This window comes from Mesorhizobium sp. P2_C7, assembly GCF_056404515.1.
Map to the genome: position 1 here is coordinate 339,420 of NZ_JBFUDW010000005.1, position 18,482 is coordinate 357,901.

At 62.5% G+C, this 18,482-nt stretch carries 13 protein-coding genes; 4 read left to right on the plus strand and 9 right to left on the minus strand.

Translation table 11 applies throughout. The features are described from left to right. Nucleotides 1-2 precede the first annotated feature (2 nt). Together AC1D2G_RS13550 and amrB are read left to right on the plus strand one after the other, a co-directional pair. Nucleotides 3-3,029 (plus strand): WD40 domain-containing protein, encoded by a 3,027-nt coding sequence (locus AC1D2G_RS13550; RefSeq protein WP_477414501.1) that lies wholly within the window; start codon nucleotides 3-5, stop codon nucleotides 3,027-3,029. A gap of 53 nt (nucleotides 3,030-3,082) precedes the next feature. Next, nucleotides 3,083-4,747 (plus strand): AmmeMemoRadiSam system protein B, encoded by a 1,665-nt coding sequence (amrB, locus tag AC1D2G_RS13555; RefSeq protein ID WP_477414503.1) that lies wholly within the window; start codon nucleotides 3,083-3,085, stop codon nucleotides 4,745-4,747. Between the two features lie 176 nt (nucleotides 4,748-4,923). Here the strand turns inward: amrB and AC1D2G_RS13560 are convergent, their stop codons facing one another. Next, complete coding sequence (locus tag AC1D2G_RS13560; RefSeq protein WP_477414505.1) at nucleotides 4,924-6,738, minus strand: MORN repeat-containing protein; 1,815 nt, start codon at nucleotides 6,736-6,738, stop codon at nucleotides 4,924-4,926. Nucleotides 6,739-6,909: 171 nt separating this feature from the next. Further along, the gene (locus AC1D2G_RS13565) at nucleotides 6,910-8,004 is read right to left on the minus strand and encodes a trypsin-like serine peptidase (protein ID WP_095084751.1); all 1,095 of its coding nucleotides are present in this window, start codon (nucleotides 8,002-8,004) and stop codon (nucleotides 6,910-6,912) included. Nucleotides 8,005-8,351: 347 nt separating this feature from the next. On the opposite strand from AC1D2G_RS13565, the gene AC1D2G_RS13570 reads away from it, so the two are divergent. Further along, nucleotides 8,352-9,446 (plus strand): S1 family serine peptidase, encoded by a 1,095-nt coding sequence (locus AC1D2G_RS13570; protein WP_477414507.1) that lies wholly within the window; start codon nucleotides 8,352-8,354, stop codon nucleotides 9,444-9,446. Nucleotides 9,447-9,519: 73 nt separating this feature from the next. Here AC1D2G_RS13570 and mgrA read toward each other — a convergent pair whose 3' ends face one another. The 7 genes from mgrA to AC1D2G_RS13605 all read right to left on the minus strand — a co-directional run bounded on the left by mgrA (nucleotide 9,520) and on the right by AC1D2G_RS13605 (nucleotide 17,504). Beyond that, nucleotides 9,520-10,566 (minus strand): L-glyceraldehyde 3-phosphate reductase, encoded by a 1,047-nt coding sequence (mgrA, locus tag AC1D2G_RS13575; RefSeq protein ID WP_457153347.1) that lies wholly within the window; start codon nucleotides 10,564-10,566, stop codon nucleotides 9,520-9,522. Nucleotides 10,567-10,686: 120 nt separating this feature from the next. Continuing rightward, the gene (locus tag AC1D2G_RS13580; RefSeq protein WP_477414509.1) at nucleotides 10,687-11,829 is read right to left on the minus strand and encodes a Gfo/Idh/MocA family protein; all 1,143 of its coding nucleotides are present in this window, start codon (nucleotides 11,827-11,829) and stop codon (nucleotides 10,687-10,689) included. 11 nt (nucleotides 11,830-11,840) lie between these two features. Further along, the gene (locus AC1D2G_RS13585; RefSeq protein WP_477414511.1) at nucleotides 11,841-12,587 is read right to left on the minus strand and encodes a sugar phosphate isomerase/epimerase family protein; all 747 of its coding nucleotides are present in this window, start codon (nucleotides 12,585-12,587) and stop codon (nucleotides 11,841-11,843) included. Between the two features lie 42 nt (nucleotides 12,588-12,629). Beyond that, a complete protein-coding gene (locus AC1D2G_RS13590; RefSeq protein ID WP_477414513.1) occupies nucleotides 12,630-13,727 on the minus strand; it encodes an ABC transporter ATP-binding protein in 1,098 nt (365 codons plus the stop codon). Between the two features lie 5 nt (nucleotides 13,728-13,732). Beyond that, on the minus strand, nucleotides 13,733-14,668 hold the full coding sequence (locus AC1D2G_RS13595; protein ID WP_477414514.1) for a carbohydrate ABC transporter permease: 936 nt from the start codon (nucleotides 14,666-14,668) through the stop codon (nucleotides 13,733-13,735). Then, on the minus strand, nucleotides 14,665-15,561 hold the full coding sequence (locus AC1D2G_RS13600; protein ID WP_477414516.1) for a carbohydrate ABC transporter permease: 897 nt from the start codon (nucleotides 15,559-15,561) through the stop codon (nucleotides 14,665-14,667). Before AC1D2G_RS13600 ends, AC1D2G_RS13595 begins: the two co-directional genes overlap by 4 nt. A 206-nt stretch (nucleotides 15,562-15,767) precedes the next feature. Then, nucleotides 15,768-17,504: an ABC transporter substrate-binding protein gene (locus AC1D2G_RS13605; protein WP_477414518.1), complete on the minus strand. Its 1,737-nt coding sequence runs from the start codon at nucleotides 17,502-17,504 to the stop codon at nucleotides 15,768-15,770. Here AC1D2G_RS13605 and AC1D2G_RS13610 point away from each other — a divergent pair. Then, a complete protein-coding gene (locus AC1D2G_RS13610; RefSeq protein ID WP_095084759.1) occupies nucleotides 17,428-18,480 on the plus strand; it encodes a LacI family transcriptional regulator in 1,053 nt (350 codons plus the stop codon). The two genes, AC1D2G_RS13605 and AC1D2G_RS13610, sit on opposite strands and share 77 nt — an antisense overlap. The last annotated feature ends 2 nt before the right edge of the window (nucleotides 18,481-18,482 follow it).

Consider the following 18,482-nt stretch of genomic DNA (forward strand, 5'->3'; position numbering starts at 1 on the left):
CGATGGGAGGAGCAGCCCGCCGCCTCCTGCGTGCCTGCTGCTGGCTCGCCATGGCCGTGGCGCTTGCTGTCGCATCGGCTGCTAACGCCGAAGAAGCGGCTGACTTCCACCTCGATCTCGACACCGGCGGTCATAGTGCACAGGTCACCGACCTCACCTTCACGCCCGACGGCGACGACATCGTCTCGGCATCGAACGACAAGACCATCCGCATCTGGGACTGGCAGATCGGGGTGACGCTGCGCACCATTCGCGGCTATCTCGGCAATGGCAGCGACGGCAAGATCTTCGCGGTCGCGGTCTCGCCGGATGGCAAGGCGATTGCCGCCGGCGGCTATTTCGGTGCCAGCCTCGGCGACAAGCCACCTTATGGCGACATCCGGTTGTTCGACTTCGCCACCGGCAAGATGAAGGCGGTGCTCAAGGCCGCCGACTACGCGACCTACGACCTCGCTTTCTCTCCCGATGGCAAAACCCTGGCTGCCGGTGGCGCCGACGGCGTCGTCTATCTCTGGCGGCTGGACGACAAATCCGCGACCGGGTGGACGCTGGACAAGAAGCTCGATGCCGATTCCTGGCACATCGACAAGCTCGCCTTCGCGGCCGCGGGGACTAGGCTGGCGGCGACCACCGCCGACAACGGCATCCGGCTCTGGGACGTCGCAAAGGGCGAGGAGATCGCCTTGCCGGCCGAGGCCGAACCGTTGCGGGATACCAGTGTCATGGCATTGGCCGTCTCGCCGGATGGCAGCCTGTTTGCCACCGGCAGCAAGGACGGGCAGGTCCAGCTCTGGCACGCAGCAGACGGCACAATGGTGCGCGCCATGCCGAAGCAGGATTTCCTCATCGGCTCGCTGACCTTTGCCAAGGGGTCGCGACTGGTCGCCTCCTGCGGCTATCGCTGCGCCGACAAGCACCGCTCCGTCGTGTGGAACACCGGCACTGGCGAGAAGGTGCTCGACTATACCGGCCATGACGGCACGGTCTATGCCAGCACCGCCAACGCCGATGGTTCGCTGGTGGCGACCGCCGGCGGCACGCGCAACGCCATCCAGGTCTGGGATCCCACGACCGGCGAGCGCAAGGCCCTGCTGCAGGGAGTGGGCGAACCGGTAACCGCCGTCGGCATCGACGTAGCGAATGACGTCATCGCCTGGGGCAATGCCAACCCTTGCCCCGAGCGCGTGTCCTGTCCGGAGGAACAAGGCGAACTGGACAACAGGCTGGTGCTGCCGACCACCGAGCGATTCTTCGACGACCCGCAGCCGCTGGCGGAGCCGGGCTCGTTTGCCCGCGCCGCGTTGACAGACGGCCAGAGGTCGCTGCGCACCAGGGAGGGAGGCAAGGACGCGTTGGAAAACGCGGTGCTGGATATCGCCAATGGCGGCAAGATGGTGCGCAGCATCGAGAACGATGCCACCAATGGCTTTGTCCATTCGGCCTTCACGCTGATCGATAACGGCCTTGGCCTGGTCACCGGCGGCAATGACGGCACGCTGCTCGAATATCGGACCGCCACAGCGAGAGTGTCGGGCGAATTCACCGGCCATACCGGCGAAATCAACGCCATGGTCGCTTCGGAAAAAGCCGGCCTGCTGGTCACCGGCAGTGCCGACCAGACGCTCAGGCTCTGGAATCTGAAGACGCACGAGCTGATCGTCTCGATGTTCTTCGCCGGCTCGCAATGGATCGCCTGGATGCCGCAGGGCTACTACTATTCCTCGGATGAAGGCGACAAGCTGATCGGCTGGCAGGTCAACCAGGGCCGCGACCATGAAGGCCGCTTCATCCGCGCCGGCCAATTGAAGAAATATCTCTGGAGCCCGGAGATGGTTCGCCGCGCGATCATCCTGCACAGCGCCAAGCAGGCGGTCAAGGAGATGCGGCCAGGCGTCGACAACGAGTTGCAGAAACTGCTGCAGCGCAAGCCGCCGGAGTTCGACATCCGTCTCGCCGCCGACCAGAGCAAGGTGCGTGACGGTTATGTCGCCGTCGAGATCACCGGCGCCGGGCAAGCCGGGACCGATGTCGCCGGCTTCTCGATCCTGTCGAACAGCCGCAATGTCGGCGACGTCACCGCCCGGTCGGTGGACGGCGACAACACCATCGTCGAGATACCGGTCGAGAATGGCGAAAACACCATCCGCATCACCGGCACCAACGAATTCGGTTATCTGACCGAGCGCAGCGTAACGGCTCTGGCAAGGAAGACCAAGAAGGCCGAGGCGAAGGGCAAGCTCTATGTCGCGGTCATCGGCGTCGACAAATATCCGTTCCTGACCGACGCCTGTTCGGGCCACGCCTGCGACCTGCGCTACCCCGTCGATGATGCCACCGAATTCCTCAAGGTGATTGCGCAGAAATCGGCGCCGCTGTTCTCATCGATGGAGACGCTGGTTCTGGTCAACCGTGAAGCGCTCGACGAGACCCCCGACAAGGCCAAGCAGACTTATTCAATCGCCAGCGCCGACGGCATCATGGAGCCCGACTCCGACACGATCGACGACCAGCTCGCCGATTTCCTCGACAGACCGGGCGAGCACGACACCACGATCATCTTCGTCGCCGGCCACGGCATCAACATCGACGAGGACTACTATTTCATCCCGACCGACGGCCGCAAACAGGATGCCGAGCGCTGGAAGCGCTCCTCGCTTGTCGACTGGTCGGACATCCAGAAATCGGTCGAGCGGGCCAAGGGCATGCGCTTCATGCTGCTCGACACCTGCCATGCCGCCAATGCCTTCAACCCGCGCCTGGAAAAGGATGCGCAGGATGCGCGCATTGTCGTGTTTTCGGCCACCGCCGCCAACAACACCGCCGCCGAACTGCCCGAACTCGGCCACGGCGTCTTCACCTATTCGATCCTCGAAGGCCTGCGCGGCAAGGCCAGGACGTCGGATGGCGGCGTCACGCTGTTCGGCCTTGCCGACTACATTTCACGCGAGGTGGTGCGGCTGACATCATCGAAGCAGAAGCCGTTCTACTATGTCGGCGGCGTGGAGAACATCGTGCTCGCCGAGCCATGAGGGGACTGCGCCAAGACACCCCCCTCGCGCGACTGTGGCCGGCAATCGCAGCAATGCTATTCTGCCTCTTTACCCCACCCTTTCACGCCGTTGCCGCGCCCATAATTTGCCCGCCCGGCGCTGACAACTTTCCGCCCTTCTACGATGACGCCAAACTGTTCAAGGATGCCATCGCAAAGGTGGCCGATGTCGAGCCATCGAACCAGCGGCTGACCGGCATCACCGTCCCGCATCATCTCCTGGCCGCTGACCTGGTGGCGCTGGGGTTCCGGGCGGCGTCCGGCTTCCGCTACAAGCGCATCGTCATCCTGTCGCCGGACCATTTCCACAAGACGCGCAAACTATACGCCACCTCGGTACGCGGCTTCGATACCGTGCTTGGCCCGGTCGCCGCCGACGTCCAAGCAGTACGCCAGCTCGAAACGCACGGCGACATGGTCGAGGAGTCCTGCTTGTTCGACAAGGAACATGGCGTGCGCGCCATGCTGCCTTTCCTGCACCACTACTTCCCCGAGGCGAAAATCGTGCCGGTGGCGATGTCGGTCAAGGCGCGGCGCGGCGACTGGGACACGCTGGCCGAGGCCCTGAAGCCGATCGTCCACCGGGACACGCTGATCGTCGAATCCACCGACTTCTCACACTATCTGCCACAGCACGACGCACGGCGCTTCGACCAGCAAACGCTGAACATGCTGGCCGCCGGCTCGCTCGACGGCATAGCGGCGCTTCGCCAGCCCGATCACGCCGATTCCGTCGGGGCGCTGTACATCCAGACCAGGCTGCAGCGCGAACTGTTCGGCGCCCAGCCGCTGGTCGTCGCCAATGAGAACTCGCAGGAACACACGCCGGACTATGTCGAGCGGACCACCAGCTATGTCGTGGCGCTGTTCGGTGCCTTCGCTCCCGGTTTCAACAACCCGGCACGGCCGAAGGACAGGATCTACTATCTGGCCGGCGACGTGAATTTCGGCCGTGCCATGAAGAAGATACTGGTCCGCGACGGTGTTGCCGACCGGATCGTTGACAGCGTCCTGGCGCTCACCGGTTCACGGCCGCTGATCGTCAACCTCGAAGGCGTCATCCTGCCCAACGTGCCGGAAGCGATCGACGACATGACGCTGGCGATGCCGCAAGGCCTGGCTGTCGACATGCTCAAGAGACTGCATGTCGCCGGTGTCGGGCTCGCCAACAATCATGCCTATGATCTCGGCCCGTCAGGCTATGCCGAGACACTGCGTTCGCTGGACGAAGCCGGCATCCCGCATTTCGGCCAGGGTGAGACGCTGGCGCTTGCCGATCTCGACCTTGTCGGCCTGACCGACATCGACACCAACGGCTCGAAGAACACCGATCTGCTGACGCCTGCCCTGCTTGACCGGCTGCTGCACGAAAACGCCGAGCGGCCGGTCGCCGCCTTCGTCCACTGGGGCCGCGAGTACAAGACCGAACCGTCGGCGCGCGAGGACATGCTTGCCGACCAGATGCGGCTGCGTGGCGCATCGGTCATCGTCGGCGGCCATCCGCATGTATCGAGCGAGGCGATCGTTCCGCTTGCCGGCGGCGATGTTGCGGAGGTCTATTCGCTCGGCAATTTCCTCTTCGACCAGAGCGCCCAGCGGTCGTCGGGATCGATGCTGGAACTGCGCGTCTTTGCCCAAGGCACGGTCTTCACCCGGCTTTTGCCGCTGCCCAACTATTTCGAGATGGGCCGCAAATAGGCACGCCAGGGTGTGTTGAGATTCAGGTCAGGCCGAGCCGGAGTCAAAGACGGTGCGAAGCGACCAAACAAGGCAGATTCCGAGAACCGGAGCGGAGCGTACTTTTGGCTCCGTGAGCACCGGAAGCGCAGGAACCCGCCGTTTGCAGGCCGGCATCACTTGAATATCGATGCACCCTAACCGCAGCCGACCATATCGCGCGGCAGATAGCAGGCCGCCGGCTCGGTCTTGGTTTCGAACAGCGACTGCTTCGGCCGAAAATAGAAGAAGGTGACCGGCTTGCTCTCGCGCACGCTGCCATCGGCAAAATGCGCGGCGATGCTGAAGCTATGGATCGACGACATCGACGACCACATCTTCAGCCGCGCCGTGTAGGCGCTGATCTTCTTGTTGCCGCGCACCGGCATGGCGATGGTGTAATCATGCTTGCCGATCGGGAACTCGATGTTCTGGTAGCGCATCGCTTCCGGCGTGCCGCCGCCGCCATCGCCGCATTCGGCCATCGCTTCCGGCGTCTCGAAAACAGCCATGGTGATAGAGGTGCGGAACGGCTCGCTCTGCTGGTAGACATGACCTTCGTCGTCCGACCAGGAATAGTCGAACTTGCCGATCGCATTCAGCGTCATCGCCTGTTGCATGTTGCCGAGATAATCGGCGACCTCGCCGAACTTGATCTTGTTGGTGAGCTGGCTGCGGCAGACGTTGAGACTATCGACAGAAGGACAGGGAAACCGCCCCGTCTCCAGGCTACCCGTGTCGACGCCAGCCTCTGCGAGCACGCTCTTGATCGACACGTCGACGCCCTCGCCGAAACTGCCGACATCCTTACTGAACATGCGGCTGGGATCACCGGTCGGATTGCCTTCGTCGTCGACCGTGGTGAACTGGATCGACATCTTCATATCCTTGGGCTCGCCCCAACCATTGTTGATGATCGAGAAATCCGGACGGAAGCCGACGCAGCCGAAATGCTCCGATATCGACAGCATCGGCTTGCGATAGGCATCGCTGGCGGCGACCTTCATTTCCAGACTGTCGAGCTTGACCCTGGACTGGTCTGACGTCTTCAGGTCGACCTCGGCAAAGGCCGGCGCGTCCTCCCAGTTCATACCTTCATAGACATTGCTGGTGGTGACCTGGCCGGTGCCGTTCCAGCTGTCATTGTACTGGTCCGACAGCGGATAGATCGCGATATCCTCGTCGCGCACCAGATGCTGGTACTGCATGTCGGATTGCTGGGTCATGCGCTGGTCGACCGCAACGCCGATCTCGACCTTGTCGGCATCGCCGCCGCCGGTCTGCGCCTTGAGCAGCCCGCCGACCCTGGCATCGGCCAGCACGTCGGGACGCATTCCGCCGACCTCCTTGCCCATTGCCCATTGCGACTCGTAGATCGTGCCTCCGGCAAGCCGCGTGCGGCCCTTGCCGTTCTTCAACCCGTCGACAAATGAGCCGGCAAAAATCTCGCCGGTCTTCGACAGCAGTCGCCCCTCGCCATTCGGCGCGCCGGCGACGAACCGACCCTCATAGCGGTTGCCGTCGGCGTCGACATGAATACCCGTCCCGTCGAGTTGCCCGGCACGCCAATGCCCGTCGAAAACCTCGCCAGAACGCAGCTCAAGCCGGCCTTGCCCGTCGGGCCGGCCATTGCGGACGTCACCGAAATAGCTGGAATAGATGGTTTTTGGATCATAGCTCGCCGAGCCACGCACCCGCCACACCAGCCTGCCCTTGCCGTTGATGGTGCCGTCCTCAGTGATCGTCCGGTCAGGCGACTGGCCGGCCGCCGGCTCCCAGACGAAGTCGAGGTTTTTCTCCGGATGGAAATCCCAGACCCGGACCATCCTGCGCAGCACCGAGCGCGTGTCTGCCTGGTAGAGGATCTGGACCCGTTCAGCCCAGGCGCCGCCGGCGGGACCGGTCGGTGGATCAGCGAAGGCCGGTGATAGCATCAGCGCGGCCAGCATCGATGCGGCCGCGATCCCGAACATTGTCCTTGTCCGCACCATCCCTTGAGCCCCTCTGGATGCCAACCCCTTGGCCCCTTAAGCGTAGTCGGCGAGCCGACCTCGTGCAAGAGAAGCCGCATCGGAAGCATCGGCATGAAAAAGGGCGGCGGGATTACCCCGCCGCCCTTTGTCTTTGCGGTGATTGCGCAGCGATTACTTGTACAGGCTGTTGATCCACTGGATGTTGGCCGCGTTCAGGCGCACGGCGGTGTTCGCGTCGGGGCTTTCGGCCACGTTGACGCCGGTGATGATGCGCTGCTTGGAGTTGTTGTCATAGGCATAGACCGAGCTGCCGCTCGACCCCGGGAACGTATCGCAATCATACTGGAAATATTCCGGAGCGATGTTTTCGGCATGCACTTCGCAGTTCGCCTTCCACATCGTGCCCATCGGCTTGTCGCCGGGATAGCCGACGAGGTTGGCGGTGAAGTCGCCGAGATCGTCATAGTTGGCGTAACCCAACCAGCCGAGGTTGGTGCCGACATCCTGCTTCAGCGTGATGATGCCGAGATCCCAAGGGATGACCGAACCATAATAGCCCTGGTAGTTGTCGATGAAGCCCTGCAGCACGTAAGCGCTCTCATAGGTGAAGGCGCCGAACGGTGCGTCGTCTGCTGTGCTGCCGTTGAGGCCCGGCACGAACAGATACTCGGACAGCCAGTCCTTGTCCTCATGGCTGTAGAGGCAGTGCGCCGCGGTAAGCACCGTGCGCGGGCCGATCAGCGTTGCCGAGCAGCTGCCATAGTTGCCCGTCTTCGGCGATTTGGCTTCGAGATAGCCGATTGCCGAGAACGGATAGGTCTTGGTGTTCTTGACCTGCTCACGGTCGTCGGTGCCGAAAACCTGACGGCCGGCTTCGCCTTCGCCAAGGTCAGGATCTTCGGTCTTGCGCTGCGCCCCGTCCTTTCCGTTGGCCGGCGCGTTCAGTTCCTTGATAATAAGATCCCGCAACGCATCGCTCGGCTCGATCTTGATCTCCTTGCCATCGGCGGAACGTCCGACGATGCCATAGGATTTGACAGCCGTTGCCTCGTCAGCAAGCGGTGCGGCGCGGCTGTCTTCGTCAGTCAGCTTCGGCGACGCGATTGGTTTTGCCCGCCCGGGCTTATAGTCGCCTGAAGTTACGTCCCGCATGCTTTCGCCATTTCCGGCACTGGCGGAGCCAGGATCGGCGGCGAAAACCGGGACCGTCCACATTGCAGTTGAAAGCAATGCGGACGCAATGATAGCGTTTGTCAGTTTTGTCATGGTGAGACTCTCCCAAAAGTCAGCAAGGACTTGATCAAAATACAGAAATATTGTCGAGATCGTGGTGAAGCCGAAAAATGAGTTTGGTTACCGGCGCCTGAACCTGATCATCACCCCACGCGGTCTGTCGAAGGCCCCCGCCAAAGACACCCGCGCCGGTATACTGCCTAAATTAATACAACATTGGAATGACAAATCGCTTCCACGTAGCCCGTGGGGGGCTATAGGGTTTTGAACGGGTTCCGCACGGGAACGCGATCCGCGAAGCGGCGCCGGTTTGCTGGCGACTGTTTCGCTGATCGTGCGCCGGAGCAGCTCGTTCGGGAACGTGTCTCAGGAGGATTCAGGTGCACATCATCCATCGGTTCAGGCCGATCGTCGCCGCGTCGGCGCTCGCCATCGCCTCGGCTCTTGCCACCGTCAGCGCCAGCCAGGCGGATGACACCGCCAGGCCCGAAGCGGCGGTCTCGCCGATGAAACGCGTTGCGGATGCCAAGGCCAAGGCTGCGGCGGAAAATCCCGAGGGTGCCGATCGCGTCTATGGCGGCAACCAGGCCGAAAAGGGTGCCTATCCGTTTCAGGTCGCGCTGCTCACCACCGACAGGTTGGACGAGAACCCGGCTTCGCAGGCCAATGCACAATTCTGCGGCGGCAGCCTGATCGCGCCGCAATGGGTGCTGACGGCGGCCCACTGCCTCAACGACAAGGGCCAGCCGATTTCGCCCGACGCGGTCACCGTGCTGACCGGCGCCACCGATCTCAGCGAGGGCAAGCGCCACAAGGTGGTGGAGGTCATCGTCAACGAGGGTTACAGCGAGCAGACGCTCGACAACGACCTCGGCCTGCTGCGGCTTGCAGAGCCGGCCGATGCGCCGACCATCAAGGTCACCCATGACGCCACCCCCGACACCGGCAAGACCACTGTCACCGGCTGGGGCAAGATGCAGGATGGCACCTTTCCGACCACGCTGATGGTTGCCGACCTCGACCTGCAGCCGAACACCGCCTGCAACAGCGGCATCAAGGCCATCTATGCGCATGATCTGAAGGCCGCACTTGGCGATCTGTCCCACCGCATGCGTTATTCGGAAAAAGGCATCGACGCTGCCGCCAATGCGATTGCCGCCGACATGACAGACCCGCTGACCGGCAACATGATCTGCGCCGGCACCACCAGCGGCGTGCGCGATGCCTGCAACGGCGACAGCGGCGGTCCGCTGTTCATGACCGGCGCCGACGGTCCGGTCCAGGTCGGCGTCGTCAGCTGGGGCGAAGGTCCGGCGGACGGAAGTGCGGCCTGCGGCCACAAGGACGCGTACGGCATCTACACACGGCTGGCCAACTACACCGGCTGGATCGAGACGAAAATGAAAACGCGGGCGCCGGCACCGGCAAAGCCCAAGGCAGGGCTAGGCACTGCCCAGAAACCAGCCACGCCCTGAAGCGAAGGCAATTCGCCTGACATGAAAAACGGCGGGAGAGGTCCCGCCGTTTTTATTTGCCGGCTTACCGAGATTACTTTCTCGGTGGACCTTTGCGCTCCGCTGAAGCCGCCCACAAATTGATGTCGGACTCGCGCGCATAGCTATCGATCTCGGCGAGTTCGGCATCGCTGAAGTCAAGCACCTTGAGCGCGCCAACGCAGTCCTCGACCTGTTCCGGCCGGCTGGCACCGATCAGCGCCGAGGTCACCTTGCCCTTGCGCAGCACCCAGGCCAGCGCCATCTGCGCCAGTGTCTGGCCGCGCTTGCCGGCGATGGCGTCGAGCGCCTTGATGTTGGCGATGGTCCTGTCGTTGATGAAGGCTGTCTTCAGCGACTTGCCCTGCGAGGCGCGGCTGCCTTCGGGAATGCCACCGAGATATTTGTCGGTCAGCATGCCTTGCGCCAGTGGCGAGAACACGATGGAGCCGACGCCTAGCCCTTCGAGCGTATCGAGCAAGCCGTCTTCCTCCACCCAGCGGTTAAGCATCGAATAGCTCGGCTGATGGATGACGCAAGGCGTGCCAAGCTGCTTCAAAATATCGGCGGCCTCGCGCGTGCGCTGCGAATTGTAGGACGAGATGCCGGCATAGAGCGCCTTGCCCGAGCGCACCGCATGGTCAAGTGCGCCCATCGTTTCTTCCAGCGGCGTATCGGGATCGAAGCGGTGCGAATAGAAGATGTCGACATAGTCGAGCCCCATCCGCTTCAGGCTCTGGTCGAGGCTGGCCAGCATGTACTTGCGCCCGCCCCATTCGCCGTAGGGACCGGCCCACATCTCGTAACCGGCCTTGGTCGAGATGATCAGCTCGTCGCGGTAACCGGCGAAGTCGGTGCGCAGGATTTCGCCGAAAGCGGTCTCGGCCGAGCCGGGCGGCGGACCGTAATTGTTGGCGAGGTCGAAATGCGTGATGCCAAGGTCGAAAGCCCGGCGCACGATCGCCTGCTTGGTCTTGTGCGGTGTGTCATTGCCGAAATTGTGCCACAGCCCCAGCGATATCGCCGGCAGCTTCAGGCCGGAGCGACCACAGCGGTTGTAGATCATGTTCTCGTAGCGGTTTTCGGCGGGGATGTAGGGCATGGGAAAATCCTCAAATGGAAGCGAGCCAGTCGGCTGCCATCGCGACAGCGCGGCGAGTCGGCTCTGCCGCCCACCCTTACCCCCTCCCGGCCGGAACGGGGAGAGGGTTGGGTGCCTGGTCTACTTCTTCTTCGCCAACAGCGCCTTGGCCTCCTTGACACCAAGTGCGGCCGGCCGTTCGCAACTGGTCTGCATGGCGACGAACTTGCCGGTTTCGCCTGAGCGCAACAGCCCGGTCATCACGTCGACGGCATGCAGCGCCAGTTCCATCGAGCAGCGGTGCGGCCTGCCTTCCGCGATCGCCACCGCCATGTCGGCGAGGCCGGCCGTGCGGTAGTTGGCCATCATGCCTTGCGAATGCATCTCGTTGGGAACGCCGAACGGATGCTTCCATTTCGGCAGCTTCTTGACCGGCTTGCTGTCTTCGGTGAAGCGCACGTCGCCGCCGAAGAAATTCGGATCCGGCACGAACACCGTGCCCGCCTCGCCATAGAGTTCCATCGGCGCGTGGCCATGCGCCCAGACGTCCCAGCTGGTGTTCAGCGTCACCACGGCGCCGTTCTCGAACTCCAGCAGGCCGTGGATGGTCGTCGGCGTGTTGACCGGGATCTTTTCGCCCGCGCGCGGCTTCGAGCTGATGGTGCGTTCCTTGGCGGGCGTCGACGCGAAGGCCGCCACCTGCTTCACCGGCCCGATCAGCTGGATCAGATTGGTGATGTAGTACGGCCCGATGTCGAGCACCGGTCCCGCGCCGGGCTGGAAAAAGAAGTCCGGATTGGGGTGCCAGTGCTCCATGCCGTGGCCCATGACGTGGCAGGTACCGCTGGTGATCTTGCCGAGCTTGCCGGTGTCGATCAGGTCGCGGACCAGCTGATGCGCGCCGCCGAGGAACGTGTCGGGCGCCGAACCGATGCGCAGGCCTTTCGCCTCGGCGCGTTTCTTCAGGTCGAGCCCTTCCTTGACCGACAGCACGAAGGGCTTTTCCGAATAGACGTGCTTGCCCGCGTCCAGAGCCTGCTTCGACACCTCGTAGTGCACCGCCGGGATGGTCAGGTTGACGATGATGTCGATGTCGTCGGCCTTGAGCAGATCGTCGACGGTTTCGGCGCGCAGCTTGAACTCCTTTGCCCGCGCCTTCGCCGCCTCCATGTTGATGTCGGCGCAGGCACGCATCTCGATGCCGCGGAACAGCGGTGCCAGCGAAAAATACGCCTTCGAGATGTTGCCGCAGCCGATGACGCCGATGCCAAGTCTCTTTGCCATGCTGATTGCTCCTAGTAGGTCTTGACGGCTGCGATCGAGCGGCGGGCGAAGCGCTCGATGTCGTTCGGGTTGTCCTGTTCCATGACGTAGTATTGGGCGCCGCTCTTGGCGCGCAGCACCTTGATCAGGCCGGCCCAGTCGATCGTGCCATGGCCGACATCCGACCAGCCATCCTCGTCCAGCCCTTCGCCGGGCTTGGCCATGTCCTTGACGTGGACGGCGCTGATGCGCTTGCCGTATTTGTCGATCCACGCCAGCGGATCGTCGCCGCCGCGCACCACCCAGGCGACGTCGATTTCCCACCCGATGTCCGGCGCTGCCGCGAGGATAAGCTCCTGCGGCACCGAGCCGTCGGCAAGTTTCTTGAACTCGAAATCATGGTTGTGCCAGGCAAAGCCGTAGCCGGCCCTTTTCGCGGCGTCGCCAACCTTTGCCAGACGCTCGCCGAAGCCGCGCCAGCCGGCGGCATCGGATGGGCGCTGGTCGGGCATCAGAAAAGGACAGATGAGCAGCGTGATGCCGAGTGTGTCGGCAATTTTGCGCACGCTGTCGAAATCGTTCTCGAGCGCGTCGATCGAGAAATGCCCGGTCGGCATGGCGAGCCCGTTCTTGTCGAGTTCGGCGCGAAAGGCCTTGGGATCATCATAGACGCCGCCGAAGCCTTCGACCTGGGTGTAACCGACCTTGCCGAGAGTCTCGAGGACGCCTTCCCAGGGTTGGAAATTGCGGGCGCTGTAAAGTTGGAATGACCAGTTCATCGTCTCTGTCCGTTCTGCTTGGGGAGGAGTGGGGCTTGGGAGCTACATGCGGTTGCCGGATTGGCTGTCGAACAGCGAGGCGCGGGCAGGATCAAAGCCGATCCGGATTGGCTCGCCATTGCGCAGCGCCTTTTCCGCCTCAACGCGGAAGGAGAAATTCTGACCGCCGAGCTTCGTCCATACCAGCGTGTCGGAGCCCATCGGCTCGACGATCTCGACGGCCGCATCGATGGCAAAGGGCATGGCATTTGCCGCCTCGCCAAGGGCGACATGCTCGGGTCGGATACCGAACACGCAAGGGCCGCTGCTGTTGCCCGCGCCGTCGAAAGCGTAGCGCTCGAGCGGTATGGATACATTTCCGGTCTTGAAAGCCGCGGTGGCGCCGGTCTCGGCCTGCCCGTCGATGAAGTTCATCGCGGGTGAGCCGAGGAAGCCGGCGACAAAGCGGTTGACCGGGCGATTGTAGATGGTCTGCGGCGCATCGAGCTGCTGGATGACGCCACCCTTCATCACCGCGATGCGATCGGCCAGCGTCATCGCTTCGATCTGGTCGTGGGTGACATAGATCATCGTGTTCTGCAGCTTGCGATGCAGCAGCTTGATCTCGACGCGCAGCTCGGCGCGCAGCTTGGCGTCGAGATTGGACAGCGGCTCGTCGAACAGGAACACGTCGACATCGCGCACCAGCGCCCGTCCGATTGCCACGCGCTGGCGCTGGCCGCCGGAAAGTGCTGCCGGTTTGCGTTGCAGCAGCGGCTCGATCTGCAGGATCTCGGCCGCCCGCGCGATCCGCTTGGCGATCTCGTCTTTCGGTGTACCGGCGACACGCAACCCGAAGGACAGGTTCTTCTCCACGGTCATTTGCGGGTAGAGCGCATAGGACTGGAACACCATGCCGATGCCGCGGTCCTTGGGCTCTTCCCAGGTGACGTTCTTGCCCTTGATGAAGATGCTGCCTTCGGAAACGTCGAGCAGGCCGGCAATGCAGTTGAGCAAGGTCGACTTGCCACAGCCCGAGGGCCCGAGCAGCACGATGAATTCGCCCTCGGCGACATCGAGATTAAGTGTCTCCAGTACGGTCACCACACCGAAGCTCAGTGACAGGTCCTGGATCGAAACGCTGGTACCGTTCTGCGCCATATCCACTAGCCTTTCACCGCGCCAGCGGCGATGCCGCGCACGAACCATCGTCCGGAGATGAAGTAGATGAGCAGAGGCACCGCAGCCGTCAGAATGGTTGCCGCCATGTTGACATTGTACTCCCTCACGCCGGTGGTGGTGTTGACGATATTGTTGAGCTGTACCGTCATTGGCCAGTTGGACCGCCCGGCAAACACGATGCCGAACAGGAAGTCGTTCCAGATGCCGGTAACTTGCAGGATGACGGCGACGACGGTGATCGGCACCGACATCGGCAGCATGATGTAGAAAAAGATGCGCCAGAAACCCGCACCGTCGACACGCGCTGCCTTGAACAGCTCGACCGGTATTGCGGCGTAGAAATTGCGGAACAGCAGCGTCAGGATCGGCATTCCGAAGATGGTGTGCACGATGATGATGCCCGGGAGCGAGGCGAACAGCCCGACCGAGCTCAATCCGATGATCAATGGATAGATCACGACCTGATAGGGCACGAAGGCACCAAACACGAGCAACCCGAAGAGCAGATTGGCGCCCTTGTATGGCCAGAAGGTCAGCGCGTAACCGTTGATCGACGCGCAGATGATCGAGATGATCACGCTGGGCAGGGTGATCTTCACCGAATTGTAAAAGCCTGGACTGAGGCCGTTGCAATCGCGACCGGTGCAGGCGTGGAGCCAGGCGTCGGCCCAGGGTTGAAAGGTCGGCTCGCCCGGAAGGTTGAAAAGATGTCCCAGCCTGATCTCCGGCATCCCCTTCAATGAGGTGACGATCATGATGTAGACCGGGATGAGGAAGAAGAGGGCCGCAACGACCAGGAAAGCATAGATGCCGATGCGGCCGGCCGATATCCGTCGCGGTTTCGGCCCGAAGGGCGTCACGCCAGCCTGATGCGACGCTTCCTGGAGCGGTTGAATTGCGGTGATCTGTCCGACGGTCATGCGCCCGCCTCCCGCAGGCGATTTCGCCGCCATAGTAGAATTCCGCTGAAAGCCAGCACGGTCAGGACCGGCAGCAGCATCATCGTTGCCCCAGCCATGCCTTGGCCGACGTTCTGGCGAACCGTGATGAGCTGGATGACGTAGACTGCCGGCATCGACGTGGCGATGCCAGGCCCACCGCCGGTCATGGCAATGACCAGGTCGTAGACGCGCACCACGCCTACGCATTGGAGAACGAAGGCGGTGGCGAAGGCACCCTTCATCATCGGCGCCACGATGGAAACGTGCGTGCGCCAGGTCGGGATGCCGTCGACCCTCGCGGCTTTCCAGATATCCTCATCAATGCCGCGCAGGCCGGCAAGCAGGATTGCCATCGTCACGCCCGAGCCCTGCCAGATGCCCGCCACGACCAGTGCGTACAGCGCGGTCTCGGCGCTGACCAGCGGGGCGAAGCTGAAACTCGACCAGCCCCAGTTGCGGAGCGCCTCCTGCAGGCCGAGGTTGGGGTCGAGCGCCCATTGCCACACCAGCCCGGTGACGATCAGCGACATGGCGAAAGGATACAGGAAGATCGAGCGGAACAGGTCCTCCTGGCGGATGCGCTGGTCCATGAAAACGGCGAGCAGGTAGCCGAACACCATGTTGCAGGTGATGGACATCAGGCCAAAGAACCAGATGTTGTTGACCGAGACGAGCCAGCGGTTGTCGGCCCAGAGGCGCCTGTACTGCGCCAGACCGACAAAATCGTAGGTGGGGAAGAGCTTCGAACTGGTGAAGGACCATAACACCGAGAAGCCGATGCCGATCACGAACACGCCGAGGGCAACGAGAATCATCGGTATTGTCCCGATGACGGCAGGCAGGTGAAATCTGCGCCTCCAGCTCTTCTGCATCGTCCGTCTTTCTCCGCTTCCACCGACACCTTGGGGCGTTTGCCGACGTGAAGGTCAGCGCTGTCCGAACCACCGGGCTTCAGAYCGCCGCAGCTTCCCGTCCTGCGATTGTCAGCCCGTCGCCGAGAAAAAGAGAGCTTCCTGTCGGGTCGGGACGCGACCGAGGCGCCGCTGTAAGGGCGGCGCCTCGGGGTAGTGATCAGTTCCTAATCGGAATTGCCGATGATCGTGGCGAACTTCGCGGTGGCGTCGTCAGCCGTCATGGAATCGTCTGCGAAGAATTGCGCGACGAGCTCATTAAGCTGCTGATTGGTGTTCTCGGTGATGAACCGGTTCGTCGCAGTGACGATGTTGGCCGGGTTTTCCACCGCCTTCAGCGACTTCTGCATACACGGATCGGCCGTCGACATGTCGACATCGCCACGCACGGGCATGGAACCCTTGGCGTTGTTGAAGGCGACCTGGACCTCCGGGCTGATCAGCAGCGCCGCAAGACGCTTCTGCGCTGCTTCGACATCCGGATTGTTCTGCTTGAAGAACAGGATGATGTCGCCGTCGGTGCTGACCACCGGCTTGGCCTCGTTCAGGCCGATCATGCAGCCGAAATCCTTGACTCCGGTCATGCCGGCCGCCGCGAACTCGCCGCGCGCCCAGTCGCCCATCACCTGAAGTCCGGCCTTGCCGGTGATCACCAGGTTGGTGGTGTCGTTCCAGTTGCGGTTGGCGTAGCCGTTGTCGGTGAACTGCTTCAGGGCCCTCAACTGCGTGAAGACGCCTTTCATCTCTGGGCTGCCCGCAATTTCGGCGCTCTTGGTGGTATACATCTTGTCGCGCTGTGCGACACCGAGAGCCTCGGTAACCATGTCCTGGAAGAGCAACTGAATCTGCCAGCCGTTTCCGTCGCCGCCGATGGCGAAGGGGATGAGGCCTGCCTCCTTGATCTTCGGCGCGGCCGCGAGGAAATCGACCAGGTTCTTCGGCTCCGGCACGCCCGCTTTCTCGAACACCGGCTTGGAGTACCAAGCCCAGTAATTCGAATGGATGTTGACCGGAACGCACCACCAGTGGCCGTCAACGAGACAGGCGCTGCCGATCGCCTTCGGGCGAATAACCTGATCCCACTTGCCAGCGGTCGCGACGTCCGTCAGGTCGAGCAGCTTCCCGCCCGAAATCAGTTCTTCGTACTGCCGGCCGGGATTGAACTGAGCGGCACCGGGCGGATCGCCGCCGAGCACGCGCTGCATGACGGTCGATCGGGCGGTCTCGCCGAGTGCGATGGCGCTGTCCACCCAGCGGTCGCCGTGGCCGTCATTGTCAAAGGCCTTTGCGAACTGCGACACCGCCGCCGACTCGCCCTTCGACGTCCACCAGTGAATCACTTCCAGGTCCGTCGCCGCGGCCGGACCGGCAAATTGCAGAGTAGCCGTCGCTGCCAGCGCAGCGGTCAAAAGTCTGTATCGCATTTCGGTTCCTCCCAGAATCTGAAACGTTACAGATTTTCGATACGGGAATTGCGTGACCTGCGCAACCCCATGATCGAAACGAGTTCGATATTTTTTCGAGCCGCGAACAAATTCACATGAGCAATCGCTTTTATATGCGCCGCAGCATGGATCGCTGCACTGCAAGACATCAAACTGCGCGTGAAAGCCGGCAAAGGCGATGATAAAAGCGATTTCTTCTGCAATCCCAATGGATTTCCGCAAGACAGCCGTCGGCCTCGCCGCGAGTGGCGGCATCTCGATATTGGCAATCTGTAACGTTTCAGTATATTGACGCTTGCCGGGGCTGGAACGCATACCGTATCGCTGTGGCGGCGATTGCCGATCCGGCCTGCGGCTGCTATGCGCCTGACGGGCGGGACGAATGGACAGACGGCGTACGGAAAACAACGAAGAGGCGTTGGCGCAGGGGCGGCCGACTTTGAAGACGCTTGCCTTCATGACCGGGCTCGGCGTCACCACCGTGTCGCGGGCCTTGAAGGACGCTCCGGAAATCGGCGCCGAGACAAGGCGCCGTGTCCAACTCGTCGCCAAGCAGATCGGCTACCGGCCGAACCGCGCCGGCGTACGCCTGCGCACCGGCAGGACCAATGTCATCAGTCTCGTGCTCAACACCGAGCGCGAGATCATGAGCTTCGTCTCGGACATCATCTACGGCGTTTCGGAGGTCATTGCCGACACACCCTACCATCTGATCGTCACGCCCTATTCGCGCTCGCAGGATCCGCTCGACCCCATACGCTATCTGGTCGAGACGGGCTCGGCCGACGGCGTCATCATCTCACGCACGCAGCCGAATGACCCACGGGCCCGCTACATGCTGGAGCACGGCATTCCCTTTGCCACGCATGGCCGCACCGATATGGGGCTGGTCCACCCCTATCATGATTTCGACAACTACGCTTTTGCGGTGGAAGCCGTGCGTCGTCTGGCCGGCATCGGCCGCCGCCGGCTCGCTTTGTTGTCACCGCCCGTCGGGCTGACCTACCACAGTCACACCGTCAACGGCTTTGCCGATGCACTGAGCGAGGTCGGCGCCAGCGAAATCCCCTTCAACACTGTTTCTATCGACCATACGATCGAGCAGATCCGGAGCCGGACCGCGCAAGTGATGCGCCGTGAAGACCGGCCGGACGGCTTCGTCAGCAGCGCCGCCGCGGCGACATTGGCCATCGTCGCCGGCATCGAGGATGCCGGCCTCAAGCTTGGCCGTGACGTCGATGTCGTGTCCAAGCAATCGTCGGACCTACTGCATCTGTTTCGCACGGAATTGCTGGTCGTCAACGAGAATTTCCGGCTGGCAGGCTCCGAACTCGCCCGCTCCGTTCTCGGTTGGATCGGCGGCGCCGCGCCCGGCACGCTGCAGAGCCTGAGCGTACCGAGCGAAGTCCTGGCCTATCGGCGCTCGCTGGATTAGCT